Source organism: Bacteroides thetaiotaomicron VPI-5482, assembly GCF_000011065.1.
Taxonomy (GTDB): domain Bacteria; phylum Bacteroidota; class Bacteroidia; order Bacteroidales; family Bacteroidaceae; genus Bacteroides; species Bacteroides thetaiotaomicron.
In genome coordinates this window covers 1,797,754-1,818,459 of record NC_004663.1, presented here as the reverse complement: position 1 = coordinate 1,818,459, position 20,706 = coordinate 1,797,754, and the positions used below count along the sequence as shown (strand labels likewise).

Below are 20,706 nucleotides of genomic sequence, written 5' to 3'. Positions count from 1 at the left end.
CTACGGCTAATACTTAATACCTATTACTTAATACTTAAAAGAATTGTCGTTATCTCTTTTTATAGCCCGTCGTATTTATCGCGAGAGCGATGGTGGAAAACAGGTTTCACGTCCTGCGGTCCTCATTGCTATGGCTGGTATTGCCATAGGGTTGGCTGTTATGATTATTGCGGTGGCGGTAGTCATAGGGTTTAAAAGTGAGGTAAGGAATAAAGTCATCGGGTTCGGGTCGCACATTCAGATAGCGAATCTGGATGCGGTCAATTCTTATGAGACTCATCCGATAGCGGTGGGGGACAGTATGATGACTGCTCTTTCCGGTTATCCCCAAGTAAGCCATGTGCAACGTTATTCTACCAAGCCGGGGATGATAAAAACGGATGATGCTTTTCAGGGAATGGTACTGAAAGGTGTCGGACCGGAGTTTGATCCGAGTTTTATGCAGGAGTATCTGGTGGAAGGGGAGATTCCTGCGTTCAGCGATTCGGCTTCGAGTAATCAGGTACTTATCTCCAAGGCGCTGGCTACCAAAATGAAGCTGAAGCTGGGAGATAAGATATATACCTATTATATTCAGGATAATATCCGTGCCCGGCGCTTGACGATTGCAGGCATTTATCAGACCAATTTCTCGGAGTATGATAATCTGTTTCTGCTGACTGACCTTTATTTGGTGAACCGTCTGAATGGCTGGGAACCGGAGCAGGTGAGCGGAGTGGAGCTGCAGGTGCGCGACTATGATAAACTGGAAGATATCACTTACGAGATAGCCGTTGATACGGATAGCCAGCGTGATAAGTTTGGAGGCGTGTATTATGTACGCAATATAGAGCAACTGAATCCCCAGATATTTGAATGGCTCAATCTGCTTGATCTGAATGTATGGGTAATCCTTTTCCTGATGATAGGAGTTGCCGGCTTTACCATGATTTCCGGTTTGCTGATTATTATCATAGAACGCACCAATATGATCGGAATACTGAAAGCGCTGGGAGCCGATAATTTTACGATTCGCAAGACTTTCCTTTGGTTTGCCGTCTTTCTCATCGGCAAGGGGATGCTTTGGGGCAATGCGATTGGACTGGCATTCTGTTTTATCCAGTCCCAATTCGGAATATTTAAGCTCGATCCGGAGAATTATTATGTTGATACGGTATCGGTTTCTTTCAATGTCTGGTTCTTCCTTTTGATCAATGCAGGTACGTTGCTGGCATCGGTTCTGATGCTGATCGGACCTTCTTACTTGATAACGAAGATCAATCCTGCAAGCTCCATGCGGTACGAGTAATCTTCTCTTTTTCTTTTCTTTTTTTGCTGCAAAAATAATTTAGACCGTAGCGTGATGTAGAGTGAATAATATGTCTATATTTGCGCCCGATTTACTTAATATCCTCTTGTAGGTTTAATTTTTAACCATTATGAATAATGTGTTAATTCTGTTGGATAATCCGGATGACTGGAAGCCGTATTGTGAGACGAAAAGTATCCTGACTGTTTCCGACTATCTGAAGAACAAGCCGGTTGAAAAAGACCGGAAGTTAGTTATTAATCTTAGCAATGATTACAGCTATAACTCCGAAGGGTATTACTGTTCGTTGCTTGCCCAGACGAGAGGACAACGGGTGATTCCCGATGTTGACATCATCAACAAACTGGAGACGGGGACAGGAATCCGCATGGACCGAAGTCTGCAGGCGTTGTGTTATCAATGGATTCAGAAGAACGGGATCAAAAGTGATATCTGGTATCTGAATATCTATTTCGGGAAATGCCGTGAGAAAGGGCTGGAAAGAGTGGCCCGCTTCATTTTCGAGAACTATCCCTGCCCTTTGTTGAGAGTCGCTCTGAACACTCATCCGAAGAATCAGATTGAAAGTATTCAGTTCTTGCCTTTGAACCGGTTGGATGATGAGGAACAGGACTTCTTTGCCAATACGCTGGATAACTTTAATAAGAAAATATGGCGTGCGCCTAAGTCGGCAAAAGCTCCGAGATATAGCTTGGCGGTACTGATCGATCCGAAAGAGAAATTTCCGCCCAGCAACAAAGGCGCTTTGCATAAACTCTCCGAGGTGGCCAAGAAGATGAATATCCACGTCGAAATGATTACAGAGGATGATGCCATGCGTCTGTTGGAATTTGATGCGCTGTTTATCCGGACAACGACATCGCTGAATCATTATACATTCCATTTGTCACAGTTGGCCGCCCAGAATGGGATGGTCGTCATTGATGATCCGTTGTCTATCATTCGGTGTACCAATAAGGTTTATCTGAAAGAACTTTTTGAGAAAGAAAGGATTCCGGCACCGAAGTCTACGTTGATTTTTCAGTCCAATGAGAACTCGTTCGAACAGATCAGTGAGCAGGTTGGTGCTCCTTTTATCTTGAAGATACCGGACGGTTCCTATTCCATTGGCATGAAAAAGGTGTCCAATGAAGAAGAACTGAAAACAAGTCTTGAACTTCTTTTCGAGAAGTCGGCTATCTTGTTGGCGCAGGCATTTACGCCTACGGAGTTTGACTGGCGTGTCGGTCTGCTGAACGGAGTACCTTTGTATGCCTGCAAGTATTATATGGCAAAAGGTCATTGGCAGATTTACTGCCATTATGATTCGGGCAGGAGCCGCTGCGGACTGGTGGATACGATTCCTATCTATCAGGTGCCGCGTGTGGTACTGGATACGGCGATAAAGGCTGCCAATCTCATTGGAAAAGGCTTGTATGGAGTGGATTTGAAGATGGTCGATGATAAGGCTTACGTGATTGAAATCAACGATAATCCGAGTATCGACCATGAACTGGAAGATGCGATTATCGGTGACGAAATGTATTACCGTCTGTTGAATCACTTTGAGCAGGCGCTGGAAATGAAACATTATTAATGATGGAACCAACGATACACCTCCGTCAGGCAAAAGCGGGAGACATTCCTGCCATTCTGGAGATAGAGCAGGAATGTTTTCAGGAAGATAGTTTTTCGAGAGAACAGTTTGTTTATCTGATCTGCCGTTCAAAGGGCACCTTTTATGTGGTGGTGGAACAGGAGCGGATAATCGCCTATGTCTCATTATTGTTTCATGCGGGAACTCGTTATCTGCGAATATATTCGATAGCCGTCCATCCGGACTGCAGAGGAAGGAAGCTGGGACAGTTGCTCATGGAGCGGACGATTGAGACAGCTCTTGACTGTAGGGCGGTAAAGATTACGCTCGAAGTAAAAGAGTCGAATACGCCTGCCATCAAGCTATATATGAAAAATGGCTTTATTCCCGTGGGAGTAAAGCCAAACTATTATCATGATGGTTCGGATGCGATTTATATGCAGCGGCACATGTAATCAGCAGTTGCCTATCTTCTCATAAAGTCTCCTTTCCTGCGTAAGGAGCGGTAAAGTTTGAATTTGAGCGACTGGATGGGCTGGAGGATATCGAAAACCGGCAGGGAGAAATAATATTTCCTGTCTCCGCCCATTTCTTTGGCTGTCCGATTAATGATGATTGCCTGTACGGTATAGCGGAACAGCCAGATCAGTAATGCAATTCCGGCAGCCAGCCAATGGTTGTTGAGGATGCCGAATACAAGACCCGCGATGCAGGCAGCGTAAAACAGCAGATGGGAGAAAGTCTCGAATCCTAACAAATAGCGCTGTACACCGTGATAAAAGCGTGCGGTTGCCATATAGCTTATCTTTTCTTCTTTCCATTCTTTGTAGCTGTATACCGGTTGTATCCGCATAGTTGCATTGATATCCGTTTCTACACGTGTGTTGGATGGGGTGGCTATCTGGTTGATGAATAAATCATCTTCCCCGCGTTGCAGGTTCAGATAAGTGGAATAGCCTTTTCTCTGGAAGAATAATTCTTTCCGGTAAGCCATATTGCGGCCGATGCCCATGTATGGCTTTCCTGCCAGTGCAAAGCATAAATAACGCAGAGACTGGAATAACGTGTCAAAGGCTACCCGTTTGTGCAGCCATCCTTTGGTCCGGTCGTAACCGCTGTATCCCAGTACTATCTGAGTCTGTGAAGTGAAGTTACGTGCCATTAGTCTGAGCCAGTCTTTGCTTGCAGGCATACAGTTTGTTTCTGTAAATACCAGCCAGTCGTGTTTGCTGGCCTTGATGCCCAATGTCAGGGCAAGTTTCTTATGACTGATGTAGCGTGCGCTGTCGGGAGTGAAGCTGTGGTAGAGGTGAGGATATTTCTCTTCCATAAATCCCAGTACATCCTCTGTCTCATCCGTAGAAGCATCGTTGATAACAATCACTTCGAACTGCGGATAGTCTTGTTCGAGAATGGCAGGTAAGATTTTACGTAGGTTATCAGCTTCGTTGCGTGCACAAAGAATCACGGAAAGCGGAGGCATCTCTTGTGTGAAGTGCACTGCTTCTTTGCGTACAGCCTTATTGTGGGCATGTATCCGATTGTACAAGCCGAAATAATAAATGAGCTGAATGATAAAAAGAATACCTGCCGCCGATAAAAGAATCAGTTCGACAGTATTGAATGTAAATGCTTCCATTGGATATAAGTGTCGTTTTTACGACTGCAAAAGTACGTATTTTTTTGGTAGCTCCGTCATCTCGCAGGAAGGTTATTTCGTAAATCCAGATATTCTTTCTTGAACATGTCGACGAATAGAAAGAATAATGAAAGCAGCAACGGACCGAAGATGACTCCCATAAATCCGAACAACGGCAAACCGATAACGACTCCGAATATCGTAATCAGCGGATGGGTATCCGCCATTTTCTTCTGCAGGATGAATCGGATCAGGTTATCCGACTGAGATATGACTATTCCACCGTATGCGGCGAGTCCGATAGCGTTGAACCAGTCTCCGGTTACGGCAAGATAGGCAGCTACGGGAAACCATATCAAGGCAGTTCCTACCATTGGAATGATGGTGGCGAAGCAGGTCAGGAATCCCAATACCAGGACATTGGGTGCTCCGAAGATAAGATACCCTATCATGGCGACCCCTCCTTGAATAATGGCTAACAGAGGTATGCCGATGGCATTGGAACGTACAATCATATTGATTTCGTGAATTACTTCCTGTGTATTCGCTTCATTGAACGGGAGAATGTCATTCACATAAGCTTCCATCTTTTTTCCTCCTATCAGCATAAAGTATAGTACGAATACCATGACAAACAGATTGATGGCAAGGCTGCTGATGCTTTCCATTATTATTTGTCCGATGCGGGGTAGGATGGAGACAATGAATGACAAGGTATCTTTTCCCAGCACATCATAACCCGTTTTTTCTTTGATAAACTCTGCCACCTGCTGCATCGGGGCAATGAATGTTTGCGGGTCCAGATTGATGTCCTGAAGTTGGTTTACCAGTAGCCAGATTGTCAGTCCAAGCGGAACCAAAAATACCATAACCGTCTCTGCCGTAATCAGCAATGCGGCAACACTGCGTTTCAGTTTCCACTTTTCTGTCAGGTGCGTCATTTGTGTGCGTACCAAAATATAAATAGTGAGTGCTCCCAGCAATCCTCCCAAAAAAGGAGTGATCTGACGGAAGATGATGATTCCCATAAATAGTATGATGACGATGAGGGAATATTTCCAGTATTGTTCTTTGATGCTCATATTATGTATTTAGATATTCTGCTTTATAAACAAAAGAACAGTGGAAAAAGTTTGAATGTCCGGTATGAGGTTTACGTATGTTGTTTTTAAGGGAGCTCAATATGAAAAACCGTTTTTCCGGCTCTGCTTTCTTTGATAGCCAAATGCCCTTCGTGGCGGCGGATAATTTCTTTGCACAGGCTCAGTCCGATGCCTGTACCTTCTGATTTAGTCGTAAAAAAGGGGATGAATACTTTGTCCATAATTTCGGGAGGAATACCGGGACCATTGTCGGTGATGTCTATGACTATATATTCGTCTTGTTCTGCTTGCAGGGAAAGCTCTCCATGCGGATGCCCCTCCAATGCCTGCATGGCGTTTTTCAACAGATTGAGAAACACTTGTGACAGTTGCTTTTCGTCTCCTTCGGTCATCATCGGTTCGGGGGAGCACCGGAGTGTAAAGGAGATATTGTTTTCTTGAAAATTGGTTTGAAGCAGTTCCTCCAGATTGTGTAATAAGTCGGATAGGGAAAAGAGACGCTTTTCGGGCTGCGGAAGATAGGACAGATGCCGGAAAGATTCGGTAAATTCCATCAGCCGTTCGCTTTGCGCCTGAATAATGTGAAGCCCGCGGATTCCTTTCTCGCTGATTTCCGGATAGGAAGCCAGTGTCTGAGACAGTGAGATAATGGGAGCGATCGTGTTCATGATCTCATGAGTCAGGACATGACTGAGTTTGCTCCATGATTCACTTTCGTTTTCGTTGAGCCGGTCGTCAATGTCTTGTATGGAAAGCAAGGTGATTGTTTCGTCTTGTAGTTTCATCTGACTTTGGGAGAGGCTGAGTCTTTTTCTGTTCTTCTCATTCTGCAGGATATTTTCCAGTTGGGAATATAGAGTCAGTGATTCGATGTTTAGTAAGGTCAACGCTGTGTTGTTGACGAAGATTATTTTCTTGGAGTTGTTCCAGGCTATGATTCCGTTGGGTACTTTCTCCAGCAGAGACCGGTAGAAATGTTCCTGTTTCTGGTAGTCCATTTTGGTTTGTGCCAATAGGGCGTTGATCCGGTTCAGTGAACGGTTCAGCTGTTGTTGCTCTTCGTTTATTCCTTGCTCGGGGTAGCTGAATGTATTATCTCTGTCCTCGATGGCATCAAAGAAAAGCCGGAGTTTCCGGTTGATGTTATTGAGATAAGTGACTATTCCGCCGATTTGAAACAAGGAGCAGATGATTAGTAACATACCGATGATGATGCCACGTTGGGAGATGATGAGCCACAGCCCTGTTCCCGAAGTTGCGAGGATGAGCAGGATACGAAGCAATATGGTCCAATAGATATGTCGACTGAATATCATCTTGTTCAGGGTTTGAATCGTTTCAGTTTATTATAGAGAGTTTGTCGGCTGATGCCTAATTGTTCGGCGGCGGCTGTCAGATTTCCATTGTTTTGGAGGATTGCTGTTTCGATGGCTTGCCGTTCTACTTCCTCCAGATTGGGGACGACACTTGCCGTCTGAGGTTTCCAGCTTTGCTTTACCAGAATATCTTTGGGGCGTATCACGTTGCCTTCGCATAAGATCACCGCTTTTTCGATGGCGTGTTGCAGTTCGCGGATATTGCCCGGCCAGTGATAGGAGCGTAGTTTCTCAATCGTTTGCTCGTGCATCCGTATGTCCGGCCGTTGATATTTGGAAGTAAAACGACGGAGGAAAGTATCTATGAATAATAGGATATCGTCTCCCCGTTCCCTTAAAGGAGGGATTTCCAGATGAATGGTGTTGATACGGTAGAACAAATCTTCCCGAAACAGTCCTTGCTTTACCATTTCCGGAATATCTTTATTGGTAGCAGAGATCAGCCGGATATCAACGGGAATCACTTTGTTACTTCCGATTCGGGTGACATTCCGGTTCTGTAGTACAGTCAATAGTTTGGCTTGCAGTGCAATGGAAAGGTTTCCGATTTCGTCCATAAAGAGGGAACTGCCGTTGGCCGCTTCGAATTTTCCCGGGCGACTTTCGTATGCGTCGGTAAACGCTCCGCGTTCGTGTCCGAACAGTTCACTTTCGAAGAGTGATTCACTGATAGCGCCCATATCAATGCCAAGCATTTGACGGGAATTTCGGGGAGATAAACGATGTATCTCTTTGGCTAACATCTCTTTTCCTGTTCCGTTCTCTCCTGTGATCAGGATGTTGGCGTCGGTTTTGGCTACTTTCGTGACCACTTTAATCAACTGGAGCATTGCGGGAGAGTGGCCGATCAACATTTCCGGTTTGCTCGGTTTCTCGGTATCCCCCTGTTTGCCGGTTGCCTTTGAAGCGCTTTTGGCTTTGCTGTTGTTACTTTTATAAGCCTCCTTTATCTTCCGAATCAGAATCTGATTATCCCAAGGTTTGAGTAAAAAATCAGTAGCCCCGTTTTTTAGTGCTTTTACCGCCAATTCAACGTCTCCGTAAGCAGTCAGCATAACCACCGGCAAAGATGGGCGGATTTCGTGGATTTGTTTTAACCAGTACAGCCCTTCATTGCCATTGTTTATGCCGGCAGAGAAATTCATGTCAAGGATAACGACGTCGATAGAGGTGGTAGTCAGTAACGTGGTGATTTGATTGGGATTGGCGGCGGTGCGAACTGTACCGAACTCATTCTCGAGCAATAACTCCAGTGAAGCTAGCACGCTTTTATTATCATCTACTATTAAAATAGTTCCGTTTTCCATATCTAAGATTGGGGGTAGCTATCAGGTTGAACCATGCTTTAAGTTTGGGGGTAAAGATATTCGTTTTTGCTTTCCTCTGCAAGCGAGTGTCCAATAATTAGACGTTTTCGGGCATATTTACTGCAAGGCTTACTTAAATTCCCGAAAATTGCTCCCGAAGAATATGAAATAATGGATAACGTCCAAAAGTTGGACGTTGCGGTGTGTAATAATTGGACGGATGCAATGCAATCGTATTGGTCATTTGGTTAATAATCAATTACTTAAAAATTGTGGCTTCCTATTTGCCTTCTAATCATCGTAACACACAATCGCATATATTATAAAGAATGAAAAACTTTTTCTTTTTGTCCTTATTCTTATTGCCGCATTTTGTGCAGGCCCAGTCCGGCATGACTTTGGATGAGTGCATTCGTCTGGCATGGAAGCAGAATCCTTCTGTGCGGAACAGTGTGATAGATATAAAGGAGGCACGGGCAGATTATATGGCTGCTGTCGGTGCTTTTCTTCCCCGTGCAGCGGTTAATGCAGAAACAGGGAAACGCTTCGGGCGTTCTATCGATCCGGATACGAACGGATATACCAACGAAACTTTTGAAGAAGGGACTGTGGGGCTTGATATGACTCTTTCTCTTTTTGAAGGCTTTTCACGCATTCATCAGGTACGCTTCCGGAAGATGAATAAGGAACGTAGCGAATGGGCATTGAAAAATAGGCAGAATGAACTGGCATATCAAGTGACGGATGCTTATTATAAACTGATTCTGGAGAGAAAACTGCTGAATCTTGCTTTAGAACAAAGCCGGTTGAGTGAGCGGTATCTGAAACAAACCGAAGCCTTTGTTGAGTTGGGATTGAAATCCGCTTCCGATTTGCAGGAAGTCAAGGCCCGCAGAGAAGGGGATATCTATCGTTATAAATCTCGTGAGAATACTTGCCGGTTGGCCTTATTGCATCTGGAACAGCTAATGAATTTCCAACCCGGTGATACACTCGTTATTCAGGATACTATTGTGGAAGCGAATCAGTTGCCCTTGCTTTCTGTTCCGTCTACGGAAACACTTTATGCCCAATCACTGGAAATACTTCCCGTCATGCGTATGATTGATTTGAAACGAAAGGCTGCCCGTAAAGAGTATGCGATGGCTGGCGGAACTTTTTCTCCTTCTGTCTATGCCCGCTTTACGGTTGGTTCCAATTTTTACAATACAGTTTTTTCTGCCAGACAGTTGCGGGACAATATAGGAAAATATGTCGGCATCGGTATTTCGTTTCCTTTGCTGAGCGGATTGGAACGTCTGACTCATCAACGGAAGCAGAAACTAAACCTGTATCGCTTGAAGAATGAAGAAGAACTGGAAAAGCAACAGCTATATACCGATATAGAGCAAACACTTCTTTCCCTACATGCCGGATTTAGTGAACATCAACAGGCATTGCAACAGCTTGAAGCAGAAGCTCTCGTACTGAAAGAGTCTGAACGTAAATGGGAGGAAGGGCTCATTTCCGTCTTTCAGCTGATGGAAGCCCGTAACCGTTTTATCTCCGCCAAGGCAGAACTGGTTCGTGTACGCCTGCAAGTGGAAATGATGAGGAAACTGGAGAAATACTATCGGGAGGGGACTTTCCTGTAAAACGGAGTCTGTGCCATCGGAACAATCATTTAATAACAACCCTATTTTGAATATACCTTTATGGATACACCTGTTGAACGCAAACCCGGCATAAATCGCAAACACCTTTATACGATCGGTGGTGTGGCGCTGGGAATCGCTGTCATTTTATATTTTATTTTTAGAGATACGGCTTCCTCCATGACAGTTGAGAAAGACCGTCTCACGATTGCTACCGTCAAGCAAGCGGAGTTCAATGATTATATCCGTGTGATCGGGCAAGTGATGCCCAGCCGGATTATCTATATGGATGCCATAGAAGGCGGTCGTGTGGAAGAACGTTTGAAAGAAGAAGGAGCTATGGTGAAAGCGGGCGATGTGATTCTGCGTCTCAGCAACCCGTTGCTGAATATCGGAATCATGCAGAGTGAGGCAGACCTTGCCTATCAGGAAAATGAATTGCGCAATACCCGCATCAGTATGGAGCAGGAGCGTCTGCAACTGAAACAGGAACGCATAGGCTTGAATAAAGAACTTACATTGAAAAAACGCCGTTATGAACAATACAGACGTTTGGTGGAGGAGCAACTGATTGCCCGCGAGGATTTTCGTCAGGCAGAGGAGGAGTATGAAGCTGCCAAAGAACAACTGGCGGTCATTGACGAACGTATCCGTCAGGATAATATTTTCCGTGAAAGCCAGATCAGCAGTCTGGACGAGAACATACGCAACATGAAACGCAGTCTTACGTTGGTCCGTGAGCGCTTGGAAAACCTGAAGATTAAAGCTCCGATTGACGGACAGGTAGGAAACTTGAATGCGCAGGTCGGACAGTCCATTTCCGCAGGAGAACATATCGGCCAGATTATTACTCCGGACCTCAAAGTACAGGCACAGATAGACGAGCATTATGTGGAGCGTGTACTTCCCGGACTTCCTGCCGACTTTACCCGTGACGGAGGAACCTATAAACTGGAAGTAACCAAACCTTATCCGGAAGTGAAAGAAGGGCAGTTCCGTACTGACCTGGCTTTCATTTCGGAGCGGCCGGAGAATATACGTGCCGGACAAACTTATCATATCAACCTTCAGTTAGGAGACCCGGCACAAGCGATCCTTGTTCCCCGTGGCGGATTCTTTCAAATTACCGGAGGGCGGTGGATGTATATTGTCGATGAAAGTGGTAAATTTGCCACGCGGCGTCCTGTGAAGATCGGGCGCCAGAATCCACAGTATTATGAGGTGACGGAAGGTTTGTCTTCGGGTGAGAAAGTAATCATATCCGGTTATGAGTTGTTCGGAGACAATGAGAAACTAATACTAAAATAAATAAAAAGAATCACCATGATTAAAACAGAAAAACTGTCTATGCTTTTCACTACGGAAGAGGTGCAGACGAAAGCATTGAACGAAGTCACCTTACACGTAGAACAAGGAGAATTTGTTGCTATAATGGGACCTTCCGGATGCGGCAAGTCAACGTTGCTGAATATTCTGGGCACGTTGGATTCTCCCACTTCCGGCTCTTATTTCTTTGAAGGGAAACAGGTGGATAAAATGAACGAGAACCAGCTGACTGCCCTTCGGAAGAATAATCTGGGCTTTATCTTCCAGAGTTTCAACCTGATTGACGAACTGACGGTATACGAAAATGTGGAACTCCCGCTTGTCTATATGGGGATTAAGACTGCCCAACGCAAAGAGAAAGTGAACAAAGTGCTGGAGAAAGTAAATCTGCTACATCGTGCCAACCATTATCCTCAACAGTTGTCGGGCGGACAACAGCAACGTGTGGCCATTGCCCGTGCGGTAGTGACGGACTGTAAGTTGTTGCTGGCTGACGAACCGACCGGAAATCTGGATTCGGTGAATGGCGTGGAAGTGATGGAGCTGTTGAGCGAACTGAACCGCCAGGGGACTACGATTATCATTGTCACCCACTCTCAAAGGGATGCGACGTATGCGCATCGGATTATCCGGTTGTTGGACGGACAGATTGTATCCGAAAACATCAACCGTCCGTTAGAAAAAAGTACGTCCTCTAAAAACGAAGCTGTATGATAGGAAATTATTGGAATAGTGCCTATCGGAATCTGATGAAGCGGAAGAAGTTCAGCTTCATTAATGTGTTTGGACTGGCGATCGGCATGGCATCGGCGTTACTGATTCTGACGTATGTAACTTTTGAGTTCAGTTTTGACAAGATGCACACGAAATATCCCCATATTTACCGTGTGCAAAGTACATTCCGCGAAGGGGAGGTGCTGACCGATAACTGGGCAAGCAGCTCTTTCGGATACGGCTCGGCAATGAAAGAGAATCTTGCGGGAATTGAAGATTATACCCGAATCGGCTCTCTGCTCCAACCTGAACAGATTGTGAAGTATGGTGAGTTGACACTGCGGGAAAACCAGATAGCTTATGCCGATCCGGGCTTTTTCCGTCTTTTCGATTTCGAGCTTTTGAAAGGTGATAAAAAGACCAGCCTTTCGATGCCGGGACAAGTCGTAATCACCGAGCGCATTGCCCGCAAATATTTCAAAGAGGAAGACCCTATCGGAAAGATTCTTATCTTTACCGGTCCCTATTATAAGATATCGTGTGAAGTGACCGGAGTCATGGAGGAAATGCCTTCCAATTCCCATATACATTATAACTTCCTGATTTCGTATACATCTCTGCCCAAGTTTATACATGAATACTGGTATAAGCATGAAGCATATACGTATGTTCTGCTCGATTCGCCGGAGAGGGAAGCGGAAATAGAAAGAGAGTTTCCCGTCATGGCGGAAAAGTACAAGACGGAGGAAGCGTTGAAAAACAAAACATGGGGAGTCGATTTGGTTCCTCTGGCAGATATACATCTCACTCCGCAATTGGGTTATGAAATGGAGACAAAAGGAAATCGTTCTGCCATGATTGCACTTGTCTTTGCAGCCATTGCCATTCTGGCTATTGCCTGGATAAACTATATCAATCTGACAGTAGCCCGTTCGATGGAGCGTGCCAGGGAAGTCGGAGTGCGTCGGGTAGTGGGTGCTTTCCGCAAGCAGTTGATTCATCAGTTCCTGTTCGAAGCGCTGGTTATGAATCTGATTGCTTTTATATTGGCGGTAGGACTGATAGAGCTGATTCTTCCGTACTTTAATCAACTGGTGGGACGTACGGTCACTTTCTCCGTTTGGCTGATGGATTATTGGTGGATGCTGCTGGTTCTTGTTTTTATCGCAGGGATATTCCTTTCCGGATATTATCCGGCATTGGCTTTGCTGAACCGTAAACCGATTACCCTGTTGAAAGGAAAGTTTTTGCATAGCAAGTCCGGAGAACGGACTCGTCAGGTGTTGGTTATCATTCAATATACGGCCTCTATGATACTGCTTTGTGGAACATTGATCGTGTTTGCACAGCTGAATTTTATGCGCAGCCAATCATTAGGGGTGAAAACCGACCAGACATTAGTCATTAAATTTCCCGGACGTACAGACGGGCTGAATGTGAAGCTGGAAGCGATGAAGAAAGCGATAATGCGGTTGCCACTGGTGCATAGTGTCGCAGCTTCCGGTGCTGTGCCGGGCGAGGAGGTGGCTACTTTCCTTTCCAATCGCCGTACCAATGACGCTTTGAAGCAGAATCGGCTTTATGAGATGCTGGCCTGCGATCCGGATTATATAGAGGCATATGGTTTGCAAGTGATAGCCGGACGGGGCTTTTCAGAAGAGTACGGAGACGATGTAGATAAACTGGTGATTAATGAGACGGCCGTACGCAATCTGGGCTTTGCTTCCAATGATGAGGCGATAGGAGAGTTGGTAACAGTAGAATGTACCGATGCTCCGATGCAGATTATCGGAGTGGTCAAAGATTATCATCAGCAGGCGTTGAGTAAGAATTATACTCCTATTATGCTGATTCATAAAGATAAGATAGACTGGTTGCCACAACGCTATATTTCTATCGTAATGACTTCCGGCAATCCCCGCGAACTGGTATCGCAGGTACAGGAAATATGGAATCGGTACTTTGCTGATTCCAGTTTCGATTATTTTTTCCTCGATCAGTTCTTCGACCATCAGTATCGTCAGGATGAAGTATTCGGGGTGATGATAGGTTCTTTCACCGGATTAGCGATATTCATATCCTGTCTGGGACTTTGGGTATTGGTGATGTTTTCCTGTTCCACCCGTACGAAAGAGATGGGTATACGTAAAGTCTTGGGAGCTTCCCGCTGGAATCTTTTCTATCAGTTGGTCAAAGGATTTTTCCTGCTGATTCTGATAGCGGTTGTGATTGCTCTTCCGGTAGCCTGGTTCAGTATGAACGCCTGGTTGAGTCATTATGCTTTCCGGACGGATTTAGAAGCCTGGTTCTTTATTGTGCCCGTATTGTTGATGTTGTTCATTTCATTCGTGACGGTGGCCTTTCAGACAATGAAAATAATAATGAGCAAACCTGCTCGTTCGTTAAGATATGAATAGTTTTTAGATCACTCCTTCGGGTATTCGTTAATATCCGGAGGAATTATGTTAAATGTTAACGAGTCTGCTACTTCTATTAAACCATGTTATAAGATGCTCCGCTTTGCTCCGGAAATTTGGAGATATGCAGAAAGTCCGTATCTTTGTAGTGTGTTTTTCATAGTATTAGATTTAAGGTTAACAAAAAGATTGGCTGTCTGGGATAGATAGCCTTTTTTTATGCCCTTTTTTTCGTATATTTGAGGGACATAAAACCAGAATGAATATTAGAGAACAATCTTATTAATTCTGTTACTTTCTGTTGCGGCAATATCGTCATTTGCCCAGACAAATACTTATCGGGAATGTACAAGTCAGAATTTTAAAATAATCTCATATACACGGGAGCTTTCTCCCCAAGGATGCCAGCAATCTCCGATATATGTGAAGCCCAAGCGTTCGTAATACGAAGTATGACTGGTGCTTAAATATAATTTCGAGAATCCGAATTTCAGTGTATCCTTCTTGGCTTGTTCTATTAAAAGATTGGCGTAATGATTTCCCCTATACTTTTCTTCAATGAATAAGGCAACCAGCCAAGGATATAAATCCGCGCGAGAGTTAAAATCGTTGCTGGTAAGTCCCGCACATCCTATTATTTCATCACCATTCATTAAAAGGTACCATTGAGGAATGGGATTTTCGGCATTCAGAGAATGTCTGAAACAATTGTCATACACCATTTTCGTGTTCTCGTTACCCCACTTGCTTTGGAAATAGGCGATAGCTCTTTCCAGATACTGAGGTGAGTCTCTGAGTGAAACTAGATTCATACGTTTATTGTATTGTTTATATTTAATATTGCCAAAGTTATAAAAGTATTTTTGAAAACCAATAGGTTGCCTGTTTTATCTGACTAATTCTGTATATTTGCAAGTATGTCCTGCTTATTAAATAACATCATAATATATATATGGAGAATAAAGAATTGCGTGAAAGAATGCTTTCGGGAAAAATGTATAATGACTTGTCTGTAGAACTGGTTCAAAGAAGAGAACAGGCTGTTTTCCTGACCAATGATTATAATTCCACTTATGGAAAGCCTAAAGAAGTTCGGGAGGCATTGTTACGTAAACTATTGAGGTGTATTGGCAGTAGTGTTCATTTTGAACCGAATTTCCGGTGTGAGTTTGGATTCAATATCAGTATTGGCAATAATTTCTTCGCCAATTTTGATTGCATCATGTTGGACGGAAATCTCATTACGATAGGCGACAATGTATTATTAGGGCCCCGTGTCGGTTTATATACGGCCAATCATGCGCTCGATCCGCAGGAACGTCTTATGGGCGGGTGCTATGCCCATCCGATTGTCATTGAAGATAATGTATGGGTAGGTGCCGGCGTTCATATAATGGGTGGTGTCACTGTCGGGAGAAATTCAGTAATCGGTGCGGGCAGTGTGGTGACAAAGAGCATTCCGGAGAATGTAATTGCCGCAGGTGTTCCCTGTAAAGTTATTCGGGAAATAACCGATGAAGACAAGACCGGTTTTCTGCCTTAGTGTTTTACGGATGAACTAGCTCGCTACTTACTGAAATTTAAGGATCGTTTCACAATCCTTTGTCCCGCAATATGCGAAAGATTATTCGTCTGACAACTGTTGAACTTTCGTCTGACAGTTGTTAGACGAAAAAGAAACAGCTGTCAGACGAAAGTTCAACAGTTGTCAGACGAATACTTTTATGTAATTTCAATACTAGAGTTTAGCAAAGTCGTCCATAAGTTTCCTTGATTTTGTCCTAACTATATTCCTTTTGTTTATTGCTGATTACCATAATTTGCAATCTATCCATTCCAGTTTGTCGAATAGCCATAATTCAAAAAAGAACAAGATAAATGGGAGGATAATGATGAAGGTCATAGTCACTCCACTACTTTTCGAGTGTCGGTAATGATTGATAATAGCTTTTTTTCTGTCTTTACGGTAACGAAAAAATATGAAAATGTAAGGCAATAAAAGAATCAGTACTTGATAAAATATGACCGCATTGTCTCCAAAGTGATGGGTTACACTCGTGAATCCAAATGCCGGAAAAGCTACGATCATTATCCAATACTCCAGTAAAATGAATGCACCGGAGCATCTGAAGGCTTTCTTGCTCCATTGTTCACCCTTAAAATACAGATAATCGAAGAAATAATATCTGTATTTGGGAGGATGTAATCTTTGTTTTACGCGTTCGAAATAATTATCTGTTTTATTCGTACCTTTTTTCATTTAATTGATTAATAGGAATTACATATTACAACTTACTTGACGTATTTAGTAAGTCTCTCTGTTTAAAAAAGAATTGAGCCATTTTTGAGAGAATTTTTCTTGCTCACGAGTATTCGGAAATTCTTGAATCTCTGCATAATCAAATATCGTTGCGATATCTTTTTTTAATGCAGGTTTTCCAAGAGTCAGGATATATACCTTATTGGAGGTACTCATCATTCCCGATTGATGAACATTTATTATTATGGGGTGTATACCTTATTTATATCATACTTTTCCATACATTTGTTTGTTTTGGATCACTGATAATGGCTAAGCGGGGAACGCTGTAAGCGTTATCCTGCTTCGTTAGTAATTTTTTTCTGTTGTGAATTATTAAGACGTTGAACTAACATCTTCTTGAACTCTGTACTATTACATTCATTTATAAGTTCTCTATATTCAAGAGATTTTATTTCTGAATACACAGACTCTATTAAATGTAGTAATGTCCATTCTATCCCATATAAAGCAGTCGGCGGAAAGAGCTTGATTAAAATATGTGCTTCATCCAAAGTGACAGGTTTAACTATCTTGCCTAATAAGTCTGCATATTCATCAACTAATGCAGCCGTTATTCGTTCATCTGCTTCATCGGGCATTGCACCCATTAAAGCTAATTGTTCAACTTCTTTTCTCATAACAATGTTGTTACTAATGAATAAATAATCACACTCGACGAGTAGAGGTTATTTCAGTAACCGATACTATAAGGCGAGGTTACTGAATTCTATTTTCTAATTCGATATATGCTACTGACAAAGTTATGAAACTATTAATGAAAAACAATCTAGCGTCCATTTTATTTTATTTACATGACAGACATTGTGATAATATGTATATATTAGCCATTCACTGAAAAAATGACCTTTTCTTAAAAAGAGGATATTTACACAGGCACTAAAGACCGTAATTACATATCACTTATCAAGGAGAATAGAATATCTCCGTCATTTGTAAATACGAAATTCTATCTTTATGTAATTGGAAGTGTTCTTAGAGTAAAATGGTAACCATTTCCTGTTAATACTTATCATTTAGATGGATTAATTAAGGAAGGTACTCCGTTCTGTCATTTTCTATTTTATCGGTATTTATGATGAACTAGAGAAAAAACGAGCAAAACCAGCCTTTTTATAACTTCCTCACTGATGAAAAACAAGTTCATCAGTAAGGAACGGAGCGTTGGTTTTAAAGGAACACCCCGTTCCTTTAAAACCAAAGAGTACTGAATGACTAAAAAAAGATGCATATTTCACGCAGTATTATGCAGGATGAACCCGTATTCTTGCATATTATTGCACTAATTTATGCAGGATATGCTGTCGTTCATGACTTTTTGAGCAAATTCCTATTGATATAATATTAAATTTGGAATATTTAGACTGAAAGGACATTTATCTTACCAATTCCACATCTTGTCTACAAATGAGGCGTGTTCGTCTCATTTGAAAAACCGGCAATGCAGTATCCCTTATCTTCGTGTCGAAATAAAAAACAGAATAAGTCATGAAGATGAATAAAACTATGTTGTTAGGGGAAGTAGCAAACCGTTCGGGGATTCCGGCAGATGAATGCGGAGTAGTACTTAAAACTTTTGAAAGAGTCCTTTGCGAAGAACTCACACGGAAACTGTATCGTTATGGAGGATGGATATTGCTGTTGATCGGTTTGTTTGTATCAGCTTTTGCTTTCGGGCAAACATCGGAGCGGAAAGGGCGTCCGGTCCAGACCATTCGTGGGATGGTTGTTGACGGAGATTCCAAATATCCTATACCGTATGCGACAATTAGATTGTCAGATAAAGAGGGGATGGGGACGACAACCGACAGTTTGGGACGTTTCACCATTCCGCAGGTTCCCGTCGGGAGACATACGGTAGAGGCAGCGTTCATGGGATATGAACCCGGCATTTTCAGAGAAATACTGGTGACTTCCGCCAAAGAAGTCTATTTGGAAATACCTTTGAAAGAAAGCGTCAACGAACTGAGTGAAGTAGTGGTCCGTGCGCGGACGAACAAAGAAGAAGCGATGAATAAGATGGCAACTACCGGAGCACGTATGCTGAGCGTGGAGGAAGCGAGCCGTTATGCAGGCGGATTCGACGACCCTGCACGTCTGGTATCCGCTTTTGCCGGAGTGGCGCCCAGCGTCTCTTCGAATGGAATTTCGATTCATGGCAATGCACCCCATCTGTTGCAATGGAGGCTGGAGGATGTAGAAATCCCGAATCCGAATCACTTTGCGGATATTGCCACATTGGGTGGAGGAATCCTTTCTTCCCTTAGCTCACAGGTACTCGGAAATTCCGATTTCTTCACCGGAGCTTTTCCGGCTGAATATGGAAATGCAGTGTCCGGCGTGTTCGACATGAAGCTGCGCAACGGTAACAATCAAAAGAACGAAAACACGATTCAAGTGGGAATCATGGGAATTGACGTTGCTTCCGAAGGTCCTTTGAGCAAGAAGCATAAAGCCTCGTATATCTTCAATTATCGTTACTCTACCACAGGACTACTGAATCTTGACGGCGGAACGATGGACTATCAGGACCTGAACTTCAAACTAAACTTTCCCACAAAGATGGCCGGGACTTTCTCGGTATGGGGAACCAGTCTGATAGACAAATTTAAGAGTGACATGGAGAGGAACCCTGAGAAATGGGAATATCTGGGCGACCGCAGCGAATCACGTGACAAGCAGTATATGGCCGCCGGAGGTATCAGTCACCGTTACTTTTTCAATAGTGACGCATCGCTGAAAACAACCGTTGCCGCTACCTACTCGCAGTTGGACGGAGGCGCTTCCATGTTCAATCATGCGTTGGAATCGACTCCTTATATGGACCTTGAATCAAGGCATACCAACCTGATACTGACCAGCACCTTCAACCGTAAATTCAGCAACCGCTTTACCAATAAGACAGGATTCACTTATACTGCCATGTTTTATGACATGAACCTTGCCATAGCTCCATACGAAGCTCAGCTGCTGGAAACGGTATCGAAGGGAGATGGCAATACGAGTCTGATTTCTGCTTACAATAGCTCTTCTGTCGGACTGAGTGACCGTTGGACTCTCAACGCCGGTATCTACGGACAATACCTGACGCTGAATAATAAATGGTCTGTCGAACCCCGTGCCGGACTGAAATGGCAGGCTACCCCGAAAGCGACCTTTGCTTTAGCTTACGGCATATACAGCCGGATGGAGAAAATGGACGTCTACTTTGTGAAAACGAAGAGTACGGGAAATCAATCCGTCAACAAGAACCTCGACTTCACCAAGGCGCAGCACATCATGCTGTCTTTCGGCTATAAGATTTCGGACCGCATGAATCTGAAAATAGAACCATATGTACAGTTCCTGCACGATGTACCGGTAATGGCGGATAGTTCCTATTCCGTACTCAACCGCTCCGACTTTTATGTAGAAGATGCGCTTGTCAACAAAGGAAGAGGCCGGAATATCGGGATTGACATAACCCTCGAACGCTTCCTGGAAAAAGGACTTTATTACATGATCTCCGGTTCGTTGTTCGACTCCCGTTACCGTGGCGGAGACGGTGTATGGTACAACACGAAGTTCAACCGCAACTATGTCATCAACGGACTGATCGGCAAAGAATGGATGCTGGGACGCAACAAACAGAATATTCTTAGCATCAACCTGAAACTGACCTTGCAGGGCGGCGACCGCTATTCCCCGATTGATATGGAAGCAACCATGAAGCATCCGGACAAGGAAGTGCAGTACGACGAAAGGAAGGCATTCTCCAAACAGTATTCGCCCATGTTTATCGGCAATTATACCGTCAGCTATCGCATCAACAAGAAAAAAGTATCTCACGAATTTGCTGTGAAGGGCTTGAACTTTATGGGCACGAAAGAGCACTACGGACATGAGTATAACGTGAAAACCGGAAAGATAGACGCAACCGACGGCTCTACCGTTCTGACTAATGTGAGTTATAAGCTTGAATTTTAGATATCCGGTATAGAGACCT

At 43.6% G+C, this 20,706-nt stretch carries 16 protein-coding genes; 9 read left to right on the top strand and 7 right to left on the bottom strand.

Translation table 11 applies throughout. The features are described from left to right. Window positions 1-43: 43 nt before the first annotated feature. The 3 genes from BT_RS07470 to rimI all read left to right on the top strand — a co-directional run bounded on the left by BT_RS07470 (window position 44) and on the right by rimI (window position 3,340). Entirely contained in the window at window positions 44-1,288 is a 1,245-nt protein-coding gene (locus BT_RS07470; RefSeq protein WP_008762301.1) for an ABC transporter permease, read from the top strand. A gap of 130 nt (window positions 1,289-1,418) precedes the next feature. Beyond that, on the top strand, window positions 1,419-2,885 hold the full coding sequence (locus BT_RS07465) for a RimK family protein (RefSeq protein ID WP_008764821.1): 1,467 nt from the start codon (window positions 1,419-1,421) through the stop codon (window positions 2,883-2,885). 2 nt (window positions 2,886-2,887) lie between these two features. Then, window positions 2,888-3,340 (top strand): ribosomal protein S18-alanine N-acetyltransferase, encoded by a 453-nt coding sequence (gene rimI / locus BT_RS07460; RefSeq protein WP_048696161.1) that lies wholly within the window; start codon window positions 2,888-2,890, stop codon window positions 3,338-3,340. An 11-nt stretch (window positions 3,341-3,351) separates the two neighbouring features. Here the strand turns inward: rimI and BT_RS07455 are convergent, their stop codons facing one another. The 4 genes from BT_RS07455 to BT_RS07440 all read right to left on the bottom strand — a co-directional run bounded on the left by BT_RS07455 (window position 3,352) and on the right by BT_RS07440 (window position 8,310). Then, window positions 3,352-4,524: a glycosyltransferase gene (locus BT_RS07455; protein WP_011107806.1), complete on the bottom strand. Its 1,173-nt coding sequence runs from the start codon at window positions 4,522-4,524 to the stop codon at window positions 3,352-3,354. A 56-nt stretch (window positions 4,525-4,580) separates the two neighbouring features. Then, window positions 4,581-5,606 carry an AI-2E family transporter gene (locus BT_RS07450; protein ID WP_011107805.1) on the bottom strand — a complete coding sequence of 342 codons (1,026 nt, stop codon included), beginning with the start codon at window positions 5,604-5,606 and terminating at the stop codon, window positions 4,581-4,583. A gap of 86 nt (window positions 5,607-5,692) precedes the next feature. Next, window positions 5,693-6,943: a sensor histidine kinase gene (locus tag BT_RS07445; RefSeq protein ID WP_011107804.1), complete on the bottom strand. Its 1,251-nt coding sequence runs from the start codon at window positions 6,941-6,943 to the stop codon at window positions 5,693-5,695. A 5-nt stretch (window positions 6,944-6,948) separates the two neighbouring features. Next, window positions 6,949-8,310, bottom strand: coding sequence for a sigma-54-dependent transcriptional regulator (locus BT_RS07440; RefSeq protein ID WP_008762306.1), 1,362 nt, complete (start codon window positions 8,308-8,310; stop codon window positions 6,949-6,951). 329 nt (window positions 8,311-8,639) lie between these two features. On the opposite strand from BT_RS07440, the gene BT_RS07435 reads away from it, so the two are divergent. From BT_RS07435 to BT_RS07420, 4 genes are read left to right on the top strand one after another with little or no spacing between them, the layout of a single operon-like run. Continuing rightward, on the top strand, window positions 8,640-9,944 hold the full coding sequence (locus BT_RS07435; protein ID WP_062694823.1) for a TolC family protein: 1,305 nt from the start codon (window positions 8,640-8,642) through the stop codon (window positions 9,942-9,944). 60 nt (window positions 9,945-10,004) lie between these two features. Then, entirely contained in the window at window positions 10,005-11,252 is a 1,248-nt protein-coding gene (locus tag BT_RS07430; protein WP_008762307.1) for an efflux RND transporter periplasmic adaptor subunit, read from the top strand. A 15-nt stretch (window positions 11,253-11,267) separates the two neighbouring features. Further along, window positions 11,268-11,984: an ABC transporter ATP-binding protein gene (locus BT_RS07425; RefSeq protein ID WP_008762308.1), complete on the top strand. Its 717-nt coding sequence runs from the start codon at window positions 11,268-11,270 to the stop codon at window positions 11,982-11,984. Beyond that, window positions 11,981-14,401, top strand: coding sequence for an ABC transporter permease (locus BT_RS07420; RefSeq protein ID WP_011107802.1), 2,421 nt, complete (start codon window positions 11,981-11,983; stop codon window positions 14,399-14,401). The genes BT_RS07425 and BT_RS07420 overlap by 4 nt, the downstream gene beginning before the upstream one ends. Window positions 14,402-14,754: 353 nt before the next feature. Here the strand turns inward: BT_RS07420 and BT_RS07415 are convergent, their stop codons facing one another. Beyond that, window positions 14,755-15,213, bottom strand: coding sequence for a GNAT family N-acetyltransferase (locus BT_RS07415; protein ID WP_008762311.1), 459 nt, complete (start codon window positions 15,211-15,213; stop codon window positions 14,755-14,757). 140 nt (window positions 15,214-15,353) lie between these two features. Between BT_RS07415 and BT_RS07410 the strand changes: the two genes are divergently transcribed. Further along, on the top strand, window positions 15,354-15,944 hold the full coding sequence (locus BT_RS07410) for a sugar O-acetyltransferase (RefSeq protein WP_008762312.1): 591 nt from the start codon (window positions 15,354-15,356) through the stop codon (window positions 15,942-15,944). Between the two features lie 267 nt (window positions 15,945-16,211). On the opposite strand, the gene BT_RS07405 is transcribed toward BT_RS07410, so the two are convergent. Continuing rightward, a complete protein-coding gene (locus tag BT_RS07405; RefSeq protein WP_008762313.1) occupies window positions 16,212-16,661 on the bottom strand; it encodes a hypothetical protein in 450 nt (149 codons plus the stop codon). Between the two features lie 335 nt (window positions 16,662-16,996). After that, on the bottom strand, window positions 16,997-17,341 hold the full coding sequence (locus BT_RS07400) for a hypothetical protein (RefSeq protein ID WP_011107800.1): 345 nt from the start codon (window positions 17,339-17,341) through the stop codon (window positions 16,997-16,999). 868 nt (window positions 17,342-18,209) lie between these two features. Here BT_RS07400 and BT_RS07395 point away from each other — a divergent pair. Continuing rightward, window positions 18,210-20,687 carry a TonB-dependent receptor gene (locus BT_RS07395; RefSeq protein ID WP_011107799.1) on the top strand — a complete coding sequence of 826 codons (2,478 nt, stop codon included), beginning with the start codon at window positions 18,210-18,212 and terminating at the stop codon, window positions 20,685-20,687. The last annotated feature ends 19 nt before the right edge of the window (window positions 20,688-20,706 follow it).

What these genes read in the sequence shown, in the direction of transcription:
- BT_RS07445 (WP_011107804.1), bottom strand. Translation starts at nt 6,943, where the DNA reads ATGATATTCAGTCGACATATCTATTGGACCATATTGCTTCGTATCCTG.
- BT_RS07415 (WP_008762311.1), bottom strand. Translation starts at nt 15,213, where the DNA reads ATGAATCTAGTTTCACTCAGAGACTCACCTCAGTATCTGGAAAGAGCT.
- BT_RS07455 (WP_011107806.1), bottom strand. Translation starts at nt 4,524, where the DNA reads ATGGAAGCATTTACATTCAATACTGTCGAACTGATTCTTTTATCGGCG.
- BT_RS07450 (WP_011107805.1), bottom strand. Translation starts at nt 5,606, where the DNA reads ATGAGCATCAAAGAACAATACTGGAAATATTCCCTCATCGTCATCATA.
- BT_RS07465 (WP_008764821.1), top strand. Translation starts at nt 1,419, where the DNA reads ATGAATAATGTGTTAATTCTGTTGGATAATCCGGATGACTGGAAGCCG.
- rimI (WP_048696161.1), top strand. Translation starts at nt 2,888, where the DNA reads ATGGAACCAACGATACACCTCCGTCAGGCAAAAGCGGGAGACATTCCT.
- BT_RS07430 (WP_008762307.1), top strand. Translation starts at nt 10,005, where the DNA reads ATGGATACACCTGTTGAACGCAAACCCGGCATAAATCGCAAACACCTT.
- BT_RS07410 (WP_008762312.1), top strand. Translation starts at nt 15,354, where the DNA reads ATGGAGAATAAAGAATTGCGTGAAAGAATGCTTTCGGGAAAAATGTAT.
- BT_RS07440 (WP_008762306.1), bottom strand. Translation starts at nt 8,310, where the DNA reads ATGGAAAACGGAACTATTTTAATAGTAGATGATAATAAAAGCGTGCTA.
- BT_RS07405 (WP_008762313.1), bottom strand. Translation starts at nt 16,661, where the DNA reads ATGAAAAAAGGTACGAATAAAACAGATAATTATTTCGAACGCGTAAAA.
- BT_RS07425 (WP_008762308.1), top strand. Translation starts at nt 11,268, where the DNA reads ATGATTAAAACAGAAAAACTGTCTATGCTTTTCACTACGGAAGAGGTG.
- BT_RS07395 (WP_011107799.1), top strand. Translation starts at nt 18,210, where the DNA reads ATGAAGATGAATAAAACTATGTTGTTAGGGGAAGTAGCAAACCGTTCG.
- BT_RS07435 (WP_062694823.1), top strand. Translation starts at nt 8,640, where the DNA reads ATGAAAAACTTTTTCTTTTTGTCCTTATTCTTATTGCCGCATTTTGTG.
- BT_RS07400 (WP_011107800.1), bottom strand. Translation starts at nt 17,341, where the DNA reads ATGAGAAAAGAAGTTGAACAATTAGCTTTAATGGGTGCAATGCCCGAT.
- BT_RS07420 (WP_011107802.1), top strand. Translation starts at nt 11,981, where the DNA reads ATGATAGGAAATTATTGGAATAGTGCCTATCGGAATCTGATGAAGCGG.